20 protein-coding genes are annotated in these 18957 nt (G+C 55.0%); 12 read left to right on the top strand and 8 right to left on the bottom strand.

Translation table 11 applies throughout. The annotated features are described in order from the left end of the window. Positions 1-120 precede the first annotated feature (120 nt). Positions 121-1704 (top strand): MFS transporter, encoded by a 1584-nt coding sequence (locus O1723_RS08445; RefSeq protein ID WP_014884332.1) that lies wholly within the window; start codon positions 121-123, stop codon positions 1702-1704. A 4-nt stretch (positions 1705-1708) separates the two neighbouring features. Continuing rightward, positions 1709-2848, top strand: coding sequence for a beta-galactosidase BglB (bglB, locus tag O1723_RS08450; RefSeq protein WP_032645369.1), 1140 nt, complete (start codon positions 1709-1711; stop codon positions 2846-2848). Positions 2849-2883: 35 nt separating this feature from the next. On the opposite strand, the gene argS is transcribed toward bglB, so the two are convergent. Beyond that, positions 2884-4617, bottom strand: coding sequence for an arginine--tRNA ligase (argS, locus tag O1723_RS08455; RefSeq protein WP_014884330.1), 1734 nt, complete (start codon positions 4615-4617; stop codon positions 2884-2886). A 239-nt stretch (positions 4618-4856) separates the two neighbouring features. Between argS and O1723_RS08460 the strand changes: the two genes are divergently transcribed. Continuing rightward, entirely contained in the window at positions 4857-5417 is a 561-nt protein-coding gene (locus O1723_RS08460) for a VOC family protein (protein WP_014884329.1), read from the top strand. A gap of 78 nt (positions 5418-5495) precedes the next feature. Then, positions 5496-6239, top strand: coding sequence for a copper homeostasis protein CutC (gene cutC / locus O1723_RS08465; protein ID WP_014884328.1), 744 nt, complete (start codon positions 5496-5498; stop codon positions 6237-6239). A 262-nt stretch (positions 6240-6501) separates the two neighbouring features. On the opposite strand, the gene cmoB is transcribed toward cutC, so the two are convergent. Genes cmoB through O1723_RS08490 form a run of 5 tightly spaced genes read right to left on the bottom strand, consistent with a single transcriptional unit; the run spans position 6502 to position 10082 of the window. Next, positions 6502-7473, bottom strand: coding sequence for a tRNA 5-methoxyuridine(34)/uridine 5-oxyacetic acid(34) synthase CmoB (cmoB, locus tag O1723_RS08470; protein WP_014884327.1), 972 nt, complete (start codon positions 7471-7473; stop codon positions 6502-6504). Beyond that, entirely contained in the window at positions 7470-8213 is a 744-nt protein-coding gene (gene cmoA / locus O1723_RS08475) for a carboxy-S-adenosyl-L-methionine synthase CmoA (protein WP_014884326.1), read from the bottom strand. The genes cmoB and cmoA overlap by 4 nt, the downstream gene beginning before the upstream one ends. A 40-nt stretch (positions 8214-8253) precedes the next feature. Continuing rightward, on the bottom strand, positions 8254-8649 hold the full coding sequence (locus O1723_RS08480; protein WP_014884325.1) for an MAPEG family protein: 396 nt from the start codon (positions 8647-8649) through the stop codon (positions 8254-8256). Positions 8650-8700: 51 nt separating this feature from the next. Next, the gene (locus tag O1723_RS08485) at positions 8701-9519 is read right to left on the bottom strand and encodes a DUF72 domain-containing protein (RefSeq protein WP_014884324.1); all 819 of its coding nucleotides are present in this window, start codon (positions 9517-9519) and stop codon (positions 8701-8703) included. Then, complete coding sequence (locus O1723_RS08490) at positions 9516-10082, bottom strand: hydrolase (protein ID WP_014884323.1); 567 nt, start codon at positions 10080-10082, stop codon at positions 9516-9518. The genes O1723_RS08485 and O1723_RS08490 overlap by 4 nt, the downstream gene beginning before the upstream one ends. Positions 10083-10346: 264 nt before the next feature. Between O1723_RS08490 and aspS the strand changes: the two genes are divergently transcribed. The 7 genes from aspS to O1723_RS08525 all read left to right on the top strand — a co-directional run bounded on the left by aspS (position 10347) and on the right by O1723_RS08525 (position 16251). Next, on the top strand, positions 10347-12119 hold the full coding sequence (aspS, locus tag O1723_RS08495) for an aspartate--tRNA ligase (RefSeq protein WP_014884322.1): 1773 nt from the start codon (positions 10347-10349) through the stop codon (positions 12117-12119). Between the two features lies 1 nt (position 12120). Beyond that, entirely contained in the window at positions 12121-12564 is a 444-nt protein-coding gene (nudB, locus tag O1723_RS08500) for a dihydroneopterin triphosphate diphosphatase (RefSeq protein WP_014884321.1), read from the top strand. Between the two features lie 27 nt (positions 12565-12591). Further along, the gene (locus tag O1723_RS08505; RefSeq protein ID WP_014884320.1) at positions 12592-13332 is read left to right on the top strand and encodes a YebC/PmpR family DNA-binding transcriptional regulator; all 741 of its coding nucleotides are present in this window, start codon (positions 12592-12594) and stop codon (positions 13330-13332) included. A gap of 34 nt (positions 13333-13366) precedes the next feature. Continuing rightward, positions 13367-13888 carry a crossover junction endodeoxyribonuclease RuvC gene (ruvC, locus tag O1723_RS08510; protein ID WP_014884319.1) on the top strand — a complete coding sequence of 174 codons (522 nt, stop codon included), beginning with the start codon at positions 13367-13369 and terminating at the stop codon, positions 13886-13888. An 81-nt stretch (positions 13889-13969) separates the two neighbouring features. Further along, positions 13970-14584: a Holliday junction branch migration protein RuvA gene (ruvA, locus tag O1723_RS08515; protein ID WP_014884318.1), complete on the top strand. Its 615-nt coding sequence runs from the start codon at positions 13970-13972 to the stop codon at positions 14582-14584. An 8-nt stretch (positions 14585-14592) separates the two neighbouring features. Further along, complete coding sequence (ruvB, locus tag O1723_RS08520; protein ID WP_014884317.1) at positions 14593-15603, top strand: Holliday junction branch migration DNA helicase RuvB; 1011 nt, start codon at positions 14593-14595, stop codon at positions 15601-15603. A 195-nt stretch (positions 15604-15798) separates the two neighbouring features. After that, on the top strand, positions 15799-16251 hold the full coding sequence (locus O1723_RS08525; protein ID WP_014884316.1) for a hypothetical protein: 453 nt from the start codon (positions 15799-15801) through the stop codon (positions 16249-16251). Positions 16252-16394: 143 nt separating this feature from the next. Here O1723_RS08525 and znuB read toward each other — a convergent pair whose 3' ends face one another. Continuing rightward, positions 16395-17183 carry a zinc ABC transporter permease subunit ZnuB gene (gene znuB, locus O1723_RS08530; RefSeq protein ID WP_014884315.1) on the bottom strand — a complete coding sequence of 263 codons (789 nt, stop codon included), beginning with the start codon at positions 17181-17183 and terminating at the stop codon, positions 16395-16397. Then, positions 17180-17935 carry a zinc ABC transporter ATP-binding protein ZnuC gene (gene znuC, locus O1723_RS08535; RefSeq protein ID WP_014884314.1) on the bottom strand — a complete coding sequence of 252 codons (756 nt, stop codon included), beginning with the start codon at positions 17933-17935 and terminating at the stop codon, positions 17180-17182. Before znuC ends, znuB begins: the two co-directional genes overlap by 4 nt. Before the next feature lie 77 nt (positions 17936-18012). Here znuC and znuA point away from each other — a divergent pair, with 77 nt between their 5' ends. Then, positions 18013-18957, top strand: a complete 945-nt coding sequence (gene znuA, locus O1723_RS08540) for a zinc ABC transporter substrate-binding protein ZnuA (RefSeq protein WP_014884313.1) — start codon at positions 18013-18015, stop codon at positions 18955-18957.

The following is an 18957-nucleotide window of genomic DNA, read 5'->3' on the forward strand; positions in this document are numbered from 1 at the left end:
TGTGTGATGGCAGAAACAGAAAGGTATCAGGAAGTCGATGCCTTTACTGTAGCCGTGTAAAAGCTCCCGGACGAGGTTTGCTTACAGGGAGTCTCCCAACATTGATTAGGGTTGACGGCAATGAAAACACGTAAAATTGGACTCGCAAATTATCTTGCATACGGGTCAGGTGATTTCCTCGGGGCGGGTACCACCGCCCTGACGGCGGCCTGGCTTTTGTATTTTTACACCACCTTCTGTGGACTCACACCGATTGAAGCAACGTTCATTTTTGCCGCGGCACGGGTACTGGATGCCGTTGTCAGTCCGTTAATGGGGTTTTTGACGGACAACTTCGGTACGACCTGGCTCGGAAAGCGCTTTGGTCGACGTAAATTCTTTATTCTGCTGGGGATCCCGTGCGTGTTCAGCTACTCGCTGATGTGGGTGGGGGACATGAATTTCTGGTATTACCTGCTGACTTATCTGGTGTTTGATATCGTCTACACCATGATTCTGGTGCCGTACGAGACGCTGGTGCCGGAAATGACCGATGACTTCAAACAGAAAACCAAGTTCTCCGGGGCGCGTATTTCCATGGCGCAGATGTCCGCCATTCTGGCCTCCTTTCTGCCCGGGATATTGCTCACGCATTTCGGTAAAGACAATGCGGTCTCCTTCTTCTATGCAAGCCTGGTTTTCTCCGTTCTGTGCGCCCTGATGCTCATTTTCGTCTGGTGCTTTACCTGGGAACGTCCGCGTGAGGAATGGTCCGAAGCGGCGCTGCGGGCTGAAGAAGAGAAGAAGAAGCTGACGCTGGGCCAGAGCCTTAATCGTCTGTTCGTGGAATTGAGTTCTACGCTGCGAATTAAAATTTTCCGCCAGCATCTGGGCATGTATCTCGGCGGCTACATTGCGCAGGATGTATTTAACGCGGTCTTCACCTACTACGTGGTGTTTGTGCTGATGCAGGAAGCCTCAATGGCCTCTAACCTGCTCGGTACGATGGCCATCTTCCAGTTTCTCGCCGTGCTCGGGATGATCCCGCTGTGCATTCGCTTTGGTCCTGCGCCGTCCTACCGCATGGTGGTGGTACTGTTTGGCCTGGCCTCTCTTTCTTACGCCGTCCTCTATTATGCCGGGCTGAGCGACATCTATTCTCTGCTGCTGCTGGTTTCTGCCATTGCCGGTCTTGGCCGCGGCGGTATCAACTACGTGCCGTGGAATACCTATACCTACATCGCTGATGTGGACGAAGTGATCACCGGTCAGCGCCGCGAAGGGATCTTCGCCGGCATCATGACCCTCACCCGTAAAGCCTCTCAGGCCGGTGCGGTGATGCTGGTGGGCATCGTGATGCAGATGTCCGGCTTTGTCAGCGGTCAGAAAGTGCAGCCTGCGGAAGTGAGCCATACCATTTTGATGATCCTGAGTGTGGGCACCCTCCTGGTGCTGTTCTGCGGATTCCTCGTTTCCCTGAGCTTCAGACTGAATTTACAGACCCATAGCACGCTGCGCGAGGAGACCGCGAAAATGCGTGCGTGGGGTCATGCGATACCGGAATCAGCGACGCCGCACGCCCGCGCCACTGTCGAGATGCTGGCCGGTATGCCGTATGCGTCACTGTGGGGTAATAACAACATCGGTTATCTGAATCGTAATAAGCCAGCCGCACCTTCGCTGAAGGATCGTGCAGTACTGAATTCGACATACAACAGAGGTTAAGATGATGAAAGTTTGGCCTGTCAAACATAGCCCGTTATTGCGTCAACCTGAACGCTTTATCGCCAGAGATGAGCTGAAAGCACTGATTCAAAAGGTGACGCATAACCTGGTCAATATCCACGACAAGACGGGTGAGTTTTTGCTGCGGCTGGACGACGGGCGCGTGATCGACACCAAAGGCTGGGGCGGATGGGAATGGACGCACGGCGTCGGTTTGTACGGTATCTGGCAGTATTACTGCCAGACCGGTGACACAGGCATGCGCGAGATTATCGACAGCTGGTTTGCTGACCGTTTTGCTGAAGGTGCCACTACCAAAAACGTTAATACGATGTCGCCGTTCCTGACGCTGGCCTGTCGTTATGAAGAGACCAAAAACCCGGCCTGGCTGCCGTGGCTGGAAAGCTGGGCGGAATGGGCGATGACCGAGATGCCGCGCACCGATCACGGTGGCATGCAGCACATCACCCTGGCGGAAGAGAATCATCAGCAGATGTGGGATGACACGCTGATGATGACGGTGTTGCCGCTGGCGAAAATCGGCAAACTGCTCAACAAACCGGAGTACGTTGAAGAGGCGGTGTATCAGTTCCTGCTGCACGTGCAGAACCTGATGGACCGGGAGACGGGCCTGTGGTTCCACGGCTGGAGTTACGACGGCAACCATAACTTTGCCCGTGCCCGCTGGGCGAGGGGCAACAGCTGGCTCACCATCGTGATTCCGGATTTCCTCGAACTGATTGATTTGCCGGAAAACAACGCCGTGCGCCGTTATCTAGTGCAGGTATTGAATGCGCAAATTGCCGCGCTGGAAAAGTGTCAGGACGAGAGCGGCTTGTGGCATACTCTGCTGGACGATCCGGGCTCGTACCTGGAGGCGTCCGCGACGGCCGGGTTTGCCTACGGGATCCTGAAAGCGGTGCGTAAGCGCTATGTTGCGCCTGCGTATGCTGACGTTGCTGAAAAAGCGATTCGCGGCATCGTGAAAAATATCTCGCCGGAAGGGGAGTTATTGCAAACGTCGTTCGGCACGGGGATGGGCAGCGACCTGGCGTTTTATCGCCAAATCCCGCTGACGTCGATGCCCTATGGACAGGCCATGGCGATTCTGTGTCTGACGGAGTATTTGCGGAAGTATTTCTGATAATAAAAAACCCGGCGGCTGCCGGGTTTTTTGTATTACATACGCTCTACGGTTTCGATACCCAGGGTATCCAGACCCAGCTTCAGGGTCTTCGCCGTCAGCTGCGCCAGCTTCAGGCGGCTGTTGCGGACCGATTCATTTTCCGCAGACAGAATAGGGCAGTGCTCGTAGAAGCCGGAGAACAGACCCGCCAGATCGTACAGGTAAGCGCACATAACGTGCGGCGTACCGTCACGGGCGACAACCGTCAGCGTCTCTTCAAACTGCAGTAGACGCGCCGCCAGCTGGGCTTCACGATCTTCCGTGATGGTCACGGTCGCATTCGCCAGCACGTTTTCATCAATGTTCGCTTTACGGAACACCGAGAGCACGCGGGTGTAAGCATATTGCATGTAAGGCGCCGTGTTGCCTTCAAACGCCAGCATGTTATCCCAGTCGAAGATATAGTCGGTGGTACGGTTTTTAGAGAGATCCGCGTATTTCACCGCGCCGATACCGACGGCGTTAGCCAGTTTTTCCAGCTCGTCGGCAGGCATGTCCGGGTTCTTCTCTGCCACCAGACGACGGGCGCGCTCCAGCGCTTCATCCAGCAGGTCAGACAGCTTCACGGTACCACCCGCACGGGTTTTGAACGGCTTGCCGTCTTTACCGAGCATCATGCCGAACATGTGGTGTTCCAGCGGAACGCAATCCGGTACGTAACCGGCTTTACGCACGATAGTCCAGGCCTGCATCAGGTGCTGGTGCTGACGGGAGTCGATGTAGTAAAGCACACGGTCAGCATGCAGGGTTTCGTAACGGTACTTCGCGCAGGCGATATCGGTGGTGGTGTAGAGATAGCCGCCATCCTTTTTCTGGATGATCACGCCCATCGGTTCACCTTCCTTGTTTTTGTACTCATCAAGAAACACGACTGTTGCACCTTCGCTCTCAACCGCCAGGTTTTTCGCTTTCAGGTCCGCCACAATGCCCGGCAGCATTGGGTTATAAAGGCTCTCACCCATCACATCATCACGGGTCAGGGTCACGTTCAGACGGTTATAGGTAAGCTGGTTCTGGGACATGGTGATGTCCACCAGCTTGCGCCACATCTCGAGGAAGTATTGATCCCCGCCCTGCAGCTTGACGACGTAACTGCGCGCGCGCTCGGCAAAGGCTTCGTCTTCGTCGTAATGCTTTTTCGCTTCGCGGTAGAACCCTTCCAGGTCCGCCAGCGCCATTTCGCCCGCGTTTTCCTGCTGCTGTTTTTCCAGGTAAGCAATCAGCATGCCGAACTGGGTACCCCAGTCGCCAACGTGGTTTGCGCGGATTACCTTGTGACCGAGAAACTCAAGCGTGCGCACCGCGGCATCACCAATGATGGTGGAACGCAGGTGGCCAACGTGCATCTCTTTCGCCACGTTCGGGGCAGAGTAGTCGATCACCACCGTCTGCGCTTGTGGTCGGGAGACACCCAGACGGTCTGATTTCAGCGCCGCGTCAACGTGGCTTGCCAGGAATGCAGGCTCCAGGAAAATGTTGATAAAGCCCGGGCCAGCGATTTCGGTTTTGCTGGCGATACCGGTGAGATCCAGATGCGTCAATACCTGCTCAGCGAGCTGTCGCGGCGGCATGCCCAGTTTTTTAGCCACTGCCATCACGCCATTAGCCTGATAGTCGCCAAACTGTACTTTTGCTGACTGACGAACCTGTGGTTCGCAATCCGCAGGCGCACCTGCGGCAATCAGTGCCTGACTGACTTTTTCGGAGAGAAGAGCCTGAATATTCACCTGGATACCTTACGTTTTTGATGCGGGCCTACAACCGCCCGCGCCAGTTAAAGAATTTAGGGCGGGAGTATACTGCAAATGCCTTCTGCCGTCAGCATTGCGGGGCCCGAAGATTGCTCAGAATCCAGCCAGAGAAGAGGTGCATAAACATGCAGTCGTAAAAACCGCGATTCAGAGGTTGGTCGAAACAGGGCAACAGAGTAAATTAGCGGCTTTGCGACATGAAAAGAGACTGACGTATGGCGAACTGGCAATCCATTGACGAACTGCATGATATTTCCGCAGATTTACCGCGCTTCACCCAGGCGTTCACAGAACTTGCCACCCGTCTTGGTCTGGATATCGCGCCGCTTGAGGCCGATCACATCTCTTTGCGCTGCCATCAAAACGCGACTGCCGAGCGCTGGCGTCGCGGGTTTGAACAGTGTGGTGAGTTGCTTTCTGAGAACATGATTAATGGTCGTCCCATTTGTCTGTTCAAACTGCATGAACCGGTCTGCGTGGCGCACTGGCAATTCACCGTTGTAGAACTGCCATGGCCGGGTGAAAAACGTTACCCGCACGAAGGCTGGGAGCATATCGAAATCGTCCTGCCGGGTGAGCCGGAAACGTTGAACGCGCGCGCGCTGGCCCTGCTCTCAGACGAGGGATTAAGCCAGCCGGGCATTTTTGTGAAGACAAGTTCGCCCAAAGGCGAGCGTGAGCGTCTGCCTAATCCGACGCTGGCCGTGACTGACGGGCAGGTGACGGTGAAATTTCATCCGTGGACCATTGAGCAGATCGTTGCCAGCGAAGCCTGAGAGTTGTGACTCGTCGCTGAGACCCAAAACAAGAGGCGTGCCATGATGGCGCGTTAAGCCGATTTTAAGGAGGAGTCGATGGCGCTGCTGGAGATTTGTTGTTATAGCGTGGAGTGTGCCGTCACCGCGCAACGGAAAGGGGCCGATCGCATTGAACTGTGCGCCGCCCCGAAAGAAGGAGGGTTAACGCCCTCATACGGCGTGCTGACGTCGGCCCGTAAGGCCGTCACCCTTCCGGTACACCCCATTATTCGTCCTCGCGGCGGTGATTTTTGTTATACGTCGGGTGAGTTCAGTGCCATGCTTGAAGATATCGCCCTTGTTCGTGACCTCGGGTTCCCCGGGCTGGTGACCGGCCTGCTGGATGAAGACGGTGAGGTCGATCTGCCGCGTATGCGTCAGGTGATGGACGCCGCAAAAGGAATGGCCGTGACGTTTCATCGTGCGTTTGATATGTGCAAAAACCCACTGCAAGCGTTTGATACCCTTGCCGAACTGGGTGTGGCGCGCGTTCTGACATCAGGGCAACAGTCTTCTGCTGAAAAAGGTCTGCAATTAATTACGGAACTAAAAGCCCATTCCGGTGTTCCAATAATAATGGCGGGTGCGGGAGTCCGTGCCGGCAATCTGGAACGGTTTTTAAACGCCGGGGTGGAAGAGCTTCACAGCTCTGCGGGGAAATGGATACCTTCACCCATGCGTTATCGCAATACAGGGCTGTCAATGTCGACGGATGCTGAAGCGGATGAGTATTCACGCTACGGTGTAGATGGAGAGTCGGTTGCGGAAATGAAGTCGCTGATTGAGCGCTATCACGTGTAGCAACGTACCGATTTTTACCGCGCATCATGTCGCCCAATATGATGCTTGCTTGTACCAGGCCCCTGCAAATTACACAGGGGCCTTTTTTTCTCCTTCATATTTCAAGCCGCAGCCGCGTTGGCCGCCTCGCTCACCCCGGTCACTTACTGATGTAAGCTCCCGGGGATTCGCTGCCTTGCCGCCTTGCTGCAACTTGAACTATTTTGGAGAAAACGTGCGACGCGTATGCCGGGTAAGGCGTAGCCGTCACCCGGCTAAAGGGTTACGGCTTCGTCGCGATCAATACCGCACGCATCGGTGCCGGATAGCCTTCGATGGTTTTGCTGTGGTCGGCCGGGTCAAGGAACTGCTCCAGCGACTCGGTGATCATCCAGTCGGTGCGGCGCTGCTCCTCGAGTGACGTCACGCTGACATCGGCAATCCGCACATCCACAAAACCGCACTTCTCCAGCCAGTTCTTCAATGCCAGCGCGGACGGGATAAAGTAGACGTTACGCATCTGGGCGTAGCGATCGCCCGGCACCAGAACAGCATGTTCGTCACCTTCGATCACCAGCGTTTCCAGTACCAGTTCGCCGCCGCTGACCAGCTGATCTTTCAGCTGCCACAGATGTTCAAGCGGGGAGCGACGATGATAGAGCACGCCCATGGAGAACACGGTATCAAACGCTTTCAGGGCAGGAAGTTGCTCAATTCCCAGCGGCAGCAGGTGGGCGCGCTGGTCGTTGCCCAGCAGTTTACGCACTGCTTCAAACTGGCACAGGAACAGTTGCATTGGGTCGATACCGACTGCCAGATGCGCGCCTGCGCCAATCATGCGCCACATGTGGTAACCGCTGCCGCAGCCCACGTCCAGAATAGTGCGCCCGGTCAGGTCAGACAGATGAGGCAGAACGCGATCCCATTTCCAGTCGGAGCGCCATTCGGTGTTGATGTTCACCCCGTAGAGCGAGAAAGGCCCTTTGCGCCAGGGCATCAGGTTACGCATCAGCGTTTCGATGCGGTTGATCTGCCCGGCCGGGAGCGGTGCTTCGCTTTCTGCGGTGACGCTGTGAAGCAGGTCCAGACGATGCGGGGTCAGCTCTGGCAGATACTCCACCGCATTTGACCACTGCTTTAACAGGCCGTGCTGCTGATCGCGCTGCCATGCGGCAATCTGCGCGGGCAGAGTTTCCAGCCAGTGAGACAGATGGTTTTTAGCTATCAGCTGATAGAAATTACTGAACTCAATCATGCTGCATCTCCGGCTTTTAGCGCCACCAGTGAGCCAAAGTTAAAGCACTGGAACCACAGTTCGCTATGCTCAAATCCGGCTTTGCGCAGGCGTGCTTTGTGGGTTTCTACGGAGTCTGTCAGCATCACGTTTTCCAGCATGCTGCGCTTCTGGCTGATCTCCAGCTCGCTGTAACCGTTCGCACGTTTAAAATCGTGGTGCATATTGAACAGCAGTTCGCCAACGTCGGCATCCTCAAAGCTGAATTTCTCGGAAAGCACCAGCGCGCCGCCGGGATTTAGCCCCTGGTAAATTTTGTCCAGCAGCAGCTGACGGTCTTCAGGCACCAGGAACTGCAGGGTAAAATTCAGGATGACCATCGACGCGTTGTGAATTTCAATCTCACGAATATCGCCTTCGACGACGTCCACCGGTACAGGGGCTTTATACGCATCAATATGGCGACGGCAGCGTTCTACCATCGCCGGGGAGTTGTCGACGGCAATGATTCGGCAATCTTCATGATGAACGTTACGACGTACCGACAGCGTTGCCGCGCCGAGCGAGCAGCCCAGGTCATAGACCTGCGTGCCGGGTTGAACGAAGCGCTCAGCCAGCATACCGATCATAGAGATAATATTGGAATAACCGGGAACAGAGCGCTGGATCATATCCGGGAAGACTTCGGCTACCCGTTCATCGAAGGTCCAGTCGCCCAGGCTGGCGATAGGCGCGGAAAAAAGCGTGTCGCGATCTGACATAACGTAAAAATCCGGGAAAAATAAAGTGGCGTATTGTGCGCTAATGGAGGGAGAAAACCAACTCCCACGGCATATACCAAAGGTTAGCCAGCACCATCAGCAAAAGCGAACACCAGGTCGCGCTCATGCCGGAACGACGCCAGCGGAATAAGCGGTGGTGAAAGCCATAATAATGCATAAGCCGGCCAGCAATCAGAAGCAGGCCACAGACGTGAACCATCCAGGTTTCTGCGCCATTCATCTCCATAAACAGCAGTAAAATCAAGGCGACGGGGATGTATTCGACTGCATTGCCGTGAATGCGGATAGCACTTTGCAGTTCCGAAAAACCGCCGTCACCATAAGAAACACGGTACTGCATTCTCAGACGCACAACATCAAATGAAAACTTAATCAGCAGTAATGCACCTAACACCGCATACAGCGCGCTGACCATACAAACTCCCTGTTTTTGGCAGATGGCACTTCACTATGATAGGGGGTGATATCAGAAAAGAGAAGATTGTTGTGGAATGGAGGGGGCGTTGCCCACGGTGGGAACCGCAGCCTGCAAGGCCTGCCAGAGAGCATCGACCAGTTCGGGTGCCTGCGCAATATCCGGTGTGTGCAAAAAGAGATAGGGCGTAGTGGTTTGCTCCCACTTTGCTAATTTTTGCAGCCAGACGGCGAACATCGCCTGATTTTGCAGCATGTTGTCGCTACCGATGAACCTGACCATCGGGTTTTGCGCGGTGACGATGGCGTGGACCGGCACTTTCGGTTTTTTGCGTTGTGCATCCACAATCGCTTCACTGTGCGGGATTGCACTGTGGACGGGGCGACTGTCAAGAATGACACGGTTGACCGCACGTTCCAGCAGGCCGCGGTTGAGCGCTATTTCTGCTTCACCTTTGGCAAAAAATTCAGCATGCCTGACCTCCACGCCGTAGGTAAACTCGCGGGGCAGGCTATCCAGAAACTGCCACAGGGCAGGCAGATCGCGCGGGCCGAACGTAGCGGGAAGCTGGAGCCAGTATTGCCCAATCCGGTTCGCCAGTGGCGACATGCGCGTAAAGAACTCTTCGGTTAAATCCCCGCAGTTGCGCAGCGCGGCGTTGTGGGAGATGGTCGCCGGAAACTTAAAACAGAACCGGAAATCGTCGGTCGTTTGCTCCCGCCAGCGTTCAACAATCTCCGCTTTAGGCAGCGCGTAGAGGGTCGTGTTGCCCTCGACACAGTTGAAGTGTCGGGCATATTCTTCCAGGCCGGTGATGCCCAGGCGCACCCATTTCGGGTGCGACCACTGGGGTAACCCCACATACATCATAGTGCGCTGAGGATCTCGTCCGTGCTGCGCACGCGTCCGATACGCGGGAAGATATGGGTCATGCTACCCTGATGCTGTTCCGCGGAAGCCGCGCTGCAGGCATCTTCCGCAATGACCAGGTTAAAGCCCAGCTCCCAGGCGTTACGGGCGGTAGACTCCACGCCGATGTTGGTGGAAATGCCGCACAGAATAAGGGTGTCGATACCACGTCGGCGGAGCTGCAGTTCCAGATCGGTTCCGTAGAATGCGCCCCATTGACGTTTGGTCACTTCGATATCGCTGTCGCGTTTGCCCAGCGACACCGGATACGTCCACCAGTTTTCCGGCAGGGCATGGGCGGGCGCCTGTGCATCAACGGGCTGTTTTAACGCCTCGGCGAAATCAGCGGACCAGCCGACGCGCACCATGACTACAGGGGCACCGCTGGCACGGCATTTTTCCGCCAGACGAGCGGCGCGGCTAACCACATCATCCGCAGCGTGCGGGCCACCGGCAAAGGGCAGGATCCCTTCCTGTAAATCAATCACCACAAGCGCGGTTTTGCTGGCATCCAGTGTTAACATCGTTACTCCCGTTAAATGAATCACTTCCGTAACACCATACGACGTGATGACCTGTAATGGGTCGGATAATTTTGTTAATTTTTGTGAGAATGCGCAATAAGAGTGCAGCAAACGACCGTCAGGCCGTGGTTCGCTCTTATCGTCCGGCGGAATTTCCAGTATAATAGCCGCCTTTTTTCATCCAGTTGTGACATACAGAAAGCTGCGACATAGTAGCCTGCATTCCAGGCGACATTTAGCCTGCGGCTAATTAAGGGATATCTCATGCGTACAGAATATTGCGGGCAGCTGCGTCAGTCCCACGTCGGACAGCAGGTCACCCTGTGTGGTTGGGTCAACCGTCGTCGTGATCTTGGTAGCCTTATTTTCATCGATATGCGCGACCGTGAAGGTATCGTTCAGGTGTTCTTCGACCCGGATCGTGCGGATGCGTTGAAGCTGGCTTCTGAGCTGCGTAATGAGTTCTGCATTCAGGTCACCGGTACCGTGCGTGCGCGTGACGAGAAAAACGTCAACGCAGACATGGCGACGGGTGCCATTGAAGTACTGGCGTCCGATCTGGTTATCATTAACCGTGCTGAAGCGCTGCCGCTGGACTCCAACCACGTCAACACGGAAGAAGCGCGTCTGAAATACCGCTACCTGGATCTGCGTCGTCCGGAGATGGCCCAGCGCCTGAAAACCCGTGCGAAAATCACCAGCCTGGTGCGCCGTTTTATGGATGACCACGGTTTCCTCGATATCGAAACCCCGATGCTGACCAAAGCCACACCGGAAGGTGCGCGCGATTATCTGGTCCCATCCCGCGTACATAAAGGCAAATTCTACGCGCTGCCACAGTCTCCACAGCTGTTCAAACAGCTGCTGATGATGTCCGGTTTCGATCGCTACTATCAGATCGTCAAATGTTTCCGCGACGAAGACCTGCGTGCTGACCGTCAGCCAGAATTCACCCAGATCGATGTGGAAACCTCCTTCATGACCGCCGAGCAGGTGCGTGAAGTGATGGAAGCGCTGGTGCGTAGCCTGTGGAATGACGTGAAAGGCGTCGAGCTGGGCGATTTCCCGATCATGACCTTCGCCGAAGCCGAGCGTCGTTACGGTTCCGACAAACCAGACCTGCGTAACCCGATGGAGCTGGTGGATGTTGCAGACCTGGTGAAATCCGTTGAGTTCGCGGTATTCGCCGGCCCGGCTAACGATCCGAAAGGCCGTGTTGCAGCCCTGCGCGTACCGGGCGGTGCGGCACTGAGCCGTAAGCAGATCGACGATTACGGCAACTTCATTAAGATCTACGGCGCGAAAGGTCTGGCCTATATTAAAGTAACCGAGCGTGCGAAAGGTCTGGAAGGGATCACCAGCCCGGTTGCGAAGTTCCTGAATGCGGACATCGTGGAAGCGATTCTTGAGCGCACCGGCGCGCAGGATGGCGACATGATCTTCTTCGGCGCAGACAACAAGAAAGTGGTTGCCGATGCGATGGGCGCGTTGCGTCTGAAGCTGGGCAAAGACCTCAGCCTGACCGACGAAACCAAATGGGCACCGCTGTGGGTTATCGACTTCCCGATGTTTGAAGACGACGGCGAAGGCGGCTTGACCGCGATGCATCACCCGTTCACCTCGCCAAAAGACATGACGGCGGCAGAGCTGAAAGCGTCTCCGGAAGATGCGGTGGCAAACGCCTACGACATGGTGATCAACGGCTACGAAGTGGGTGGGGGTTCCGTGCGTATTCACAGCGGCGAAATGCAGCAGACCGTGTTCGGCATCCTGGGCATTAACGAACAGGAGCAGCGCGAGAAATTTGGCTTCCTGCTGGACGCCCTGAAATACGGTACACCTCCACACGCAGGTCTGGCTTTCGGTCTTGACCGTCTGACCATGCTGCTGACCGGTACCGATAACATTCGTGATGTTATTGCCTTCCCGAAAACCACTGCCGCAGCGTGTCTGATGACCGAAGCGCCAAGCTTTGCTAACCCGACTGCACTGGCTGAGCTGGGCATTGAGGTGGTGAAGAAGGAAGAGAAAAACTGATATGACATACAAGCTTCCCGTTTCTGTCTTAGTTGTCATTTATGCCCAGGACACGAAGCGGGTGCTAATGTTGCAGCGGCGCGACGATCCTGATTTCTGGCAGTCGGTTACCGGCAGCCTGGAAGAGGGGGAAACCGCGCCGCAGGCCGCCGCGCGTGAAGTAAAGGAAGAGGTCACCATTGATGTTGCTCGCGAGCAACTGACCCTGAAGGACTGTCAGCGCACGGTGGAGTTTGAAATTTTTAGCCATTTACGTCATCGCTACGCGCCGGGCATTGAGCGCAATACGGAATCGTGGTTCTGTCTCGCGCTCCCCCATGAGCGGGAGATCGTGTTTACCGAACACCTGAACTACCGCTGGGTGGATGCGACGGATGCCGCCGCACTGACCAAGTCGTGGAGCAACCGGCAGGCGATTGAAGAATTTGTAATTAACGCTGCCTGAGAAGGCGCGATTTTTGGAGAACTTTTTATGGCAGGTCATAGTAAGTGGGCCAACACCAAACACCGTAAAGCGGCACAGGATGCCAAACGCGGTAAGATCTTTACCAAAATCATTCGTGAGCTGGTGACAGCGGCACGTCTGGGCGGCGGCGATCCGGCCTCTAACCCGCGTCTGCGCGCGGCGGTGGATAAAGCGCTGTCCAACAACATGACGCGTGACACCCTGAACCGTGCCATCGCACGTGGTGTAGGCGGTGATGAAGACGCGAACATGGAAACCATCATTTATGAAGGTTACGGCCCTGGCGGTACTGCCGTAATGGTTGAGTGTCTGTCCGACAACCGTAACCGTACCGTTGCAGAAGTGCGCCATGCATTCACTAAAACCGGCGGCAACCTGGGTACCGACGGTTCCGTTTCTTACCTGTTCAGCAAAAAAGGCGTCATCTCCTTCGAGAAAGGCGACGAAGATGTGATCATGGAAGCCGCCCTGGAAGCCGGTGCGGAAGACGTGGTGACCTACGATGATGGCGCAATTGACGTTTACACCGCGTGGGAAGAGATGGGCGCCGTGCGCGATGCACTCGAAGCCGCGGGTCTGAAAGCGGACAACGCTGAAGTTTCCATGATCCCATCCACCAAAGCGGACATGGATGCGGAAACTGCGCCAAAACTGCTGCGTCTGATCGACATGCTCGAAGACTGCGACGACGTGCAGGAAGTGTATCACAACGGTGAAATCTCTGATGAGGTTGCAGCGACTCTCTGATGAGAGCGTATAAGCCGTTTACGGGAGACGCGTGATGTCGATTATCCTTGGGATTGACCCCGGCTCGCGCGTCACCGGTTATGGCGTTATCCGCCAGGTGGGACGCCAGCTAACCTACCTCGGCAGCGGCTGTATTCGCACCAAAGTGGACGATCTGCCGTCGCGCCTGAAGCTGATTTATGCGGGCGTGTCGGAAATCATCACCCAGTTTCAGCCTGATTTTTTTGCCATTGAGCAGGTCTTTATGGCAAAAAACGCCGATTCGGCGCTAAAGCTGGGGCAGGCGCGCGGCGTGGCAATTGTTGCCGCCGTGAACCAGGATCTTCCGGTGTTCGAATATGCCGCACGTCAGGTAAAGCAGACGGTGGTGGGGATAGGTAGCGCGGAGAAAAGCCAGGTGCAGCATATGGTGCGTACCTTGCTGAAGCTTCCCGCGAACCCGCAGGCCGATGCAGCCGATGCGCTGGCCATTGCGATTACCCACTGTCACGTCAGCCAGAACGCGATGCAAATGAGTGAATCGCGGCTCAATCTGGCGCGAGGCAGGTTACGATAAAGAGAAATCAGGCTGGATAAACATCCAGCCTTTTTTTATTATGTCGCCAGTCAAACATTTTCCAGAACGCAGGAGCGTCACGTGATAGGCAGACTCAGAGGCATCATCATTGAAAAACAACCCCCGTTAGTGCTGCTGGAAGTGGGTGGCGTTGGCTATGAAGTCCACATGCCAATGACCTGCTTCTACGAGCTGCCGGACGCGGGTAAAGAGGCGATTGTCTTTACACAGTTCGTGGTGCGTGAAGATGCTCAGTTGCTTTACGGCTTCAACAACAAGCAGGAACGTACTCTGTTCCGCGAGCTGATTAAAACCAACGGCGTGGGGCCGAAGCTGGCGCTGGCGATTTTGTCCGGTATGTCTGCTCCGCAGTTCGTGAATGCCGTTGAGCGCGAAGATCCTGCGGCGCTGATTAAACTCCCGGGGATTGGTAAGAAAACCGCCGAGCGTCTGATTGTTGAGATGAAAGACCGCTTTAAAGGTCTGCATGGCGATCTGTTCACCCCAGCCACCGATCTGGTTCTGACGTCATCTGGGGCGCCGTCAACAGATGATGACGCTGAGCAGGAAGCGGTTGCCGCGCTGGTGGCGCTGGGCTATAAACCTCAGGAGGCCAGTCGGATGGTAAGCAAAATTGCCAAACCGGATGCCAGCAGTGAAACCCTGATTCGTGAAGCGCTGCGCGCTGCATTGTGAGGTAAAGGATGATTGAAGCAGACCGCCTGGTATCGGCAGGCACCCTTCAGGCAGAAGACGTGGTGGATCGTGCGATCCGCCCGAAACTGCTTGATGAGTATATCGGCCAGCCGCAGGTACGTTCCCAGATGGAGATTTTCATCCAGGCGGCAAAGCTGCGCGGCGATGCGCTCGATCACCTGCTGATTTTTGGCCCGCCAGGGTTGGGGAAAACCACGCTGGCGAATATCGTTGCCAATGAAATGGGCGTCAACCTGCGCACGACCTCCGGCCCGGTGCTGGAGAAAGCCGGCGATCTGGCGGCAATGCTGACCAACCTTGAACCGCATGACGTACTGTTTATCGATGAAATCCACCGTCTGTCTCCGGTGGTAGAGGAAGTGCTCTATCCGGCAATGGAAGATTACCAGCTGGATATCATGATTGGTGAAGGCCCGGCTGCGCGCTCCATCAAGATCGATCTGCCGCCGTTTACCCTGATTGGCGCAACGACCCGTGCCGGATCGTTGACCTCTCCATTGCGCGACCGCTTCGGTATCGTGCAGCGTCTGGAGTTTTATCAGGTGCCGGACCTGCAGCATATTGTCGGTCGTAGCGCGCGCTATATGGGGCTGGAGATGAGCGAAGAGGGCGCTTTTGAAGTGGCGAAGCGTTCGCGCGGTACGCCGCGTATTGCCAACCGCCTGCTGCGTCGCGTGCGCGACTTTGCCGAAGTGAAGCACGATGGCACCATTTCGGCAGAGATTGCCGCCCAGGCGCTGGATATGCTTAACGTCGATGCCGAAGGCTTTGACTATATGGACCGCAAACTGCTGCTGGCGGTGCTGGATAAATTCTTTGGCGGACCGGTCGGGCTGGATAACCTGGCGGCGGCGATCGGTGAAGAGCGTGAAACTATCGAGGATGTTCTGGAGCCGTATTTGATCCAGCAGGGATTCTTACAGCGTACGCCGCGTGGTCGTATGGCGACGGTGCGGGCGTGGAATCATTTCGGCATTACGCCACCGTCAATGCCGTAATGATGAGCAGGCGGGATGTTAAATTTCGCCTGCGACGCTGACCGATTAGTTACCTCATCTGAATTATCATCCATATTATTTTGGATAAATTTATCCTACCTATCATTTTAGATAATTCGCTTATTCCCTCTATGATGAATTTATAGCGATATCCATGCTATGAATAAATTTCATCATCACATCAGGAATAACAAAATGAAAACAATGACGGCTCTGACTATTGCCGCTCTGACTATGGCGGCTTTGTCTGGCGCCGCGAATGCCGCTATTTCCGGAACCCAAACATGGAAAATGGTGGATAATAAACTTGAAAATACCAGTAACGGACGAAAATTATGTATGACTGGCATTGCTTACCAGCAGGCGGTGATGGAGCCATGTGGTTCTAATCCAGAATTGCAGAATATTCGTGAGCTCAATTTCGCTATGAATGGGATGCTGATGCTGGAAACATATCCAGAATATGCCTTCGCACCAGCAAGCGGCAAAGTTTATATACGCGAATATGAACCTATTGCGAGTCATTGGGACTATGTTAACGGACAGCTGAAAAAAGTTGATACCGATGGTATTGTCAAGTGTCTTGATATGGAAGGCGGGATAAACGTCCCTGGTGCCAAATTGCATTTAGCAACGTGTACCAGGTAATAAAATAAGCACCGATAATTTTATCGGTGCTTATTTACGTTGGCACCCAACATGGGCGCACTCCAGAGGTTTAAGTCCCGCCATGCGTTGATCACAGCGCATGAAGCGAAGCGTGACCCTCTATGAAAGCGGTAATCGCTCATTCATGCATTCGGTTGTTTTTTCATCATACTAAAAATAAACAACACCGCCGCACACAACACCACTGACGGCCCCGCAGGCGTGTCATAAAACGCCGAGAAGGTTAACCCACCCGTTACCGCAATCATCCCGATAATCACGGCCACACCGGCCATCTGCTCCGGCGTGCGGGCAAAACGGCGCGCCGTGGCGGCAGGGATGATCAGCAGCGAGGTAATAATCAGCGCCCCGACGAACTTCATCGCCACGCCGATGGTTAATGCCGTCACCAGCATCAGCAGTAGCTTAACCCGCTGCAGCTTCACGCCGTCGACGAAGGCCAGGTCCGGGCTGACGGTCATCGCCAGCAGGTTACGCCACTGCCAGAGCAGAATACCGAGTACCACCACCACACCGAAGGCGATGGAAATTAAATCTTCCGGCGTCACGGCAAGCAGATCGCCAAACAGATAGGCCATCAGGTCGACGCGGATATTCGACATCAGACTCACCACGACCAGACCCAGCGAGAGCGCGCTGTGGGCCATAATGCCAAGCAGCGTATCAATGGCGAGGTGCGGACGTTTCTCCAGCCAGACCAGCCCGGCTGCCAGCAGCAGGGTGACGACAATCACCGCGTAGAAGGGATTCACATCCAGCAGTAAACCAAAAGCCACGCCCAGCAAAGAGGCGTGCGCGAGGGTATCACCGAAATAGGACATTCTGCGCCAGACCACAAACGAGCCGAGTGGACCCGCGGCGCAGGCAAGCATAATCCCGGCCAGCCAGCCGGGCAGTAACAGTTCAATCATGAGTGTCCATTTCCCCGGCGCAGGACAATTCGTCCCTGTAAATCATGGCGGTGATTATGATGATGACGGTAAATACCCAGCTGTTCAGCGCCACGAGGGCCAAACATGGAGATAAACTCCGGGTGCATCGAGACCACTTCAGGCGTGCCGGAACAGCAAATATGATGGTTAAGGCACAGCACTTCGTCCGTTTTCGCCATGACAAGATGGAGATCGTGGGAGACCATCAGCACGGCGCAATTCAGTTCACGGCGAAGCTGATCGATCAAATCATAAAGCGCGACCTGACCATTAACGTCCACCCCCTGGGTAGGCTCATCAAGCACCAGCAGTTGCGGGCTGCTCAACAGCGCGCGCGCCAGCAAAACGCGCTGCGTCTCACCCCCGGAAAGTTTTTGCAGCGGCGCGTCAATCAGGTGGCCCGCCTGTACGCGTTTCAGCGCCGGGAGAATATCGGCTTTCCGCGTGCCGGGGCGCAGACGCAGAAAGCGACTCACCGTTAAAGGCAGCGTGGCGTCCAGATGTAATTTCTGAGGCACATAGCCGATACGCAATTTTTCCTCGCGGGTGATAACACCTTCATCGGGCGTCACCAGACCCAGTACAACCCGTACCAGCGTGGATTTACCTGCGCCATTAGGACCAAGCAGCGTCAGAATTTTGCCGGGCTTCAGATCCAGCGACACGTCAGAGAGGACGCGGCGCTGGCCGAAAGAGACCGAAATATTATCGAGAGAAACCAGTGTCGTCATGTCAGTTTAAGCTTGAAGAAGTCAACGAATGTTATAATATCACATTCCACGCATTCACTACGATGATTAGTCGCATTATGTTACATAAAAATACGCTTCTTTTCGCAGCATTATCCGCTGCCCTTTGGGGTACAACCGCACAAGATGTTAACGCGGCGGTTGTCGCTTCGCTTAAACCGCTTGGATTCATCGCGTCGGCCATTGCCGATGGGGTGACGGAAACCCAGGTTTTGCTGCCTGACGGGGCCTCTGAGCATGACTATTCTCTTCGCCCTTCAGATGTAAAACGCTTACAAAACGCGGACTTAGTCGTCTGGATTGGACCAGAGATGGAAGCGTTTATGCAGAAGTCGGCCAAACAGATTTCAGGCGATAAACAGGTTGCGATTGCCGGGCTTTCCGGCGTGAAACCGTTGCTCATGAAAGGCACGGATGACGACGGTGATGAACATGACCATCACGCGGCAGAGGGTGAAAAAGGTGATGGAGATCACCATCATGGTGAGTACAACATGCATCTCTGGCTTTCCCCAGAGATAGCGCGGCTTTCAGCGGTTGCAATCCACGACAAATTAGTGGAACTTATGCCGCAAAGTCGAGCCAAACTAGACGCCAACCTGAAGGATTTTGAGGCACAATTAGCCGCAACCGATAAGCAGGTAGGTAATGAGCTCGCACCGTTGAAAGGAAAAGGGTATTTCGTTTTTCATGACGCCTATGGCTACTATGAAAAACACTATGGTTTGACCCCGCTTGGGCACTTCACCGTCAACCCTGAAATTCAACCTGGTGCGCAGCGTTTACATGAAATCAGAACACAGTTGGTTGAGCAAAAAGCGACATGCGTTTTTGCTGAGCCACAGTTCAGGCCAGCGGTCGTAGAAGCCGTGGCCAGGGGGACATCCGTGCGCATGGGGACCCTTGACCCGCTAGGAACGAATATCCAGTTGAGCAAAGCGAGCTATTCGCAGTTCCTCAGCCAACTGGCGAACCAGTATGCGAGCTGCCTGAAAGGAGATTAA

This window comes from Enterobacter cloacae complex sp. HYC080_NIDB (assembly GCF_056673325.1).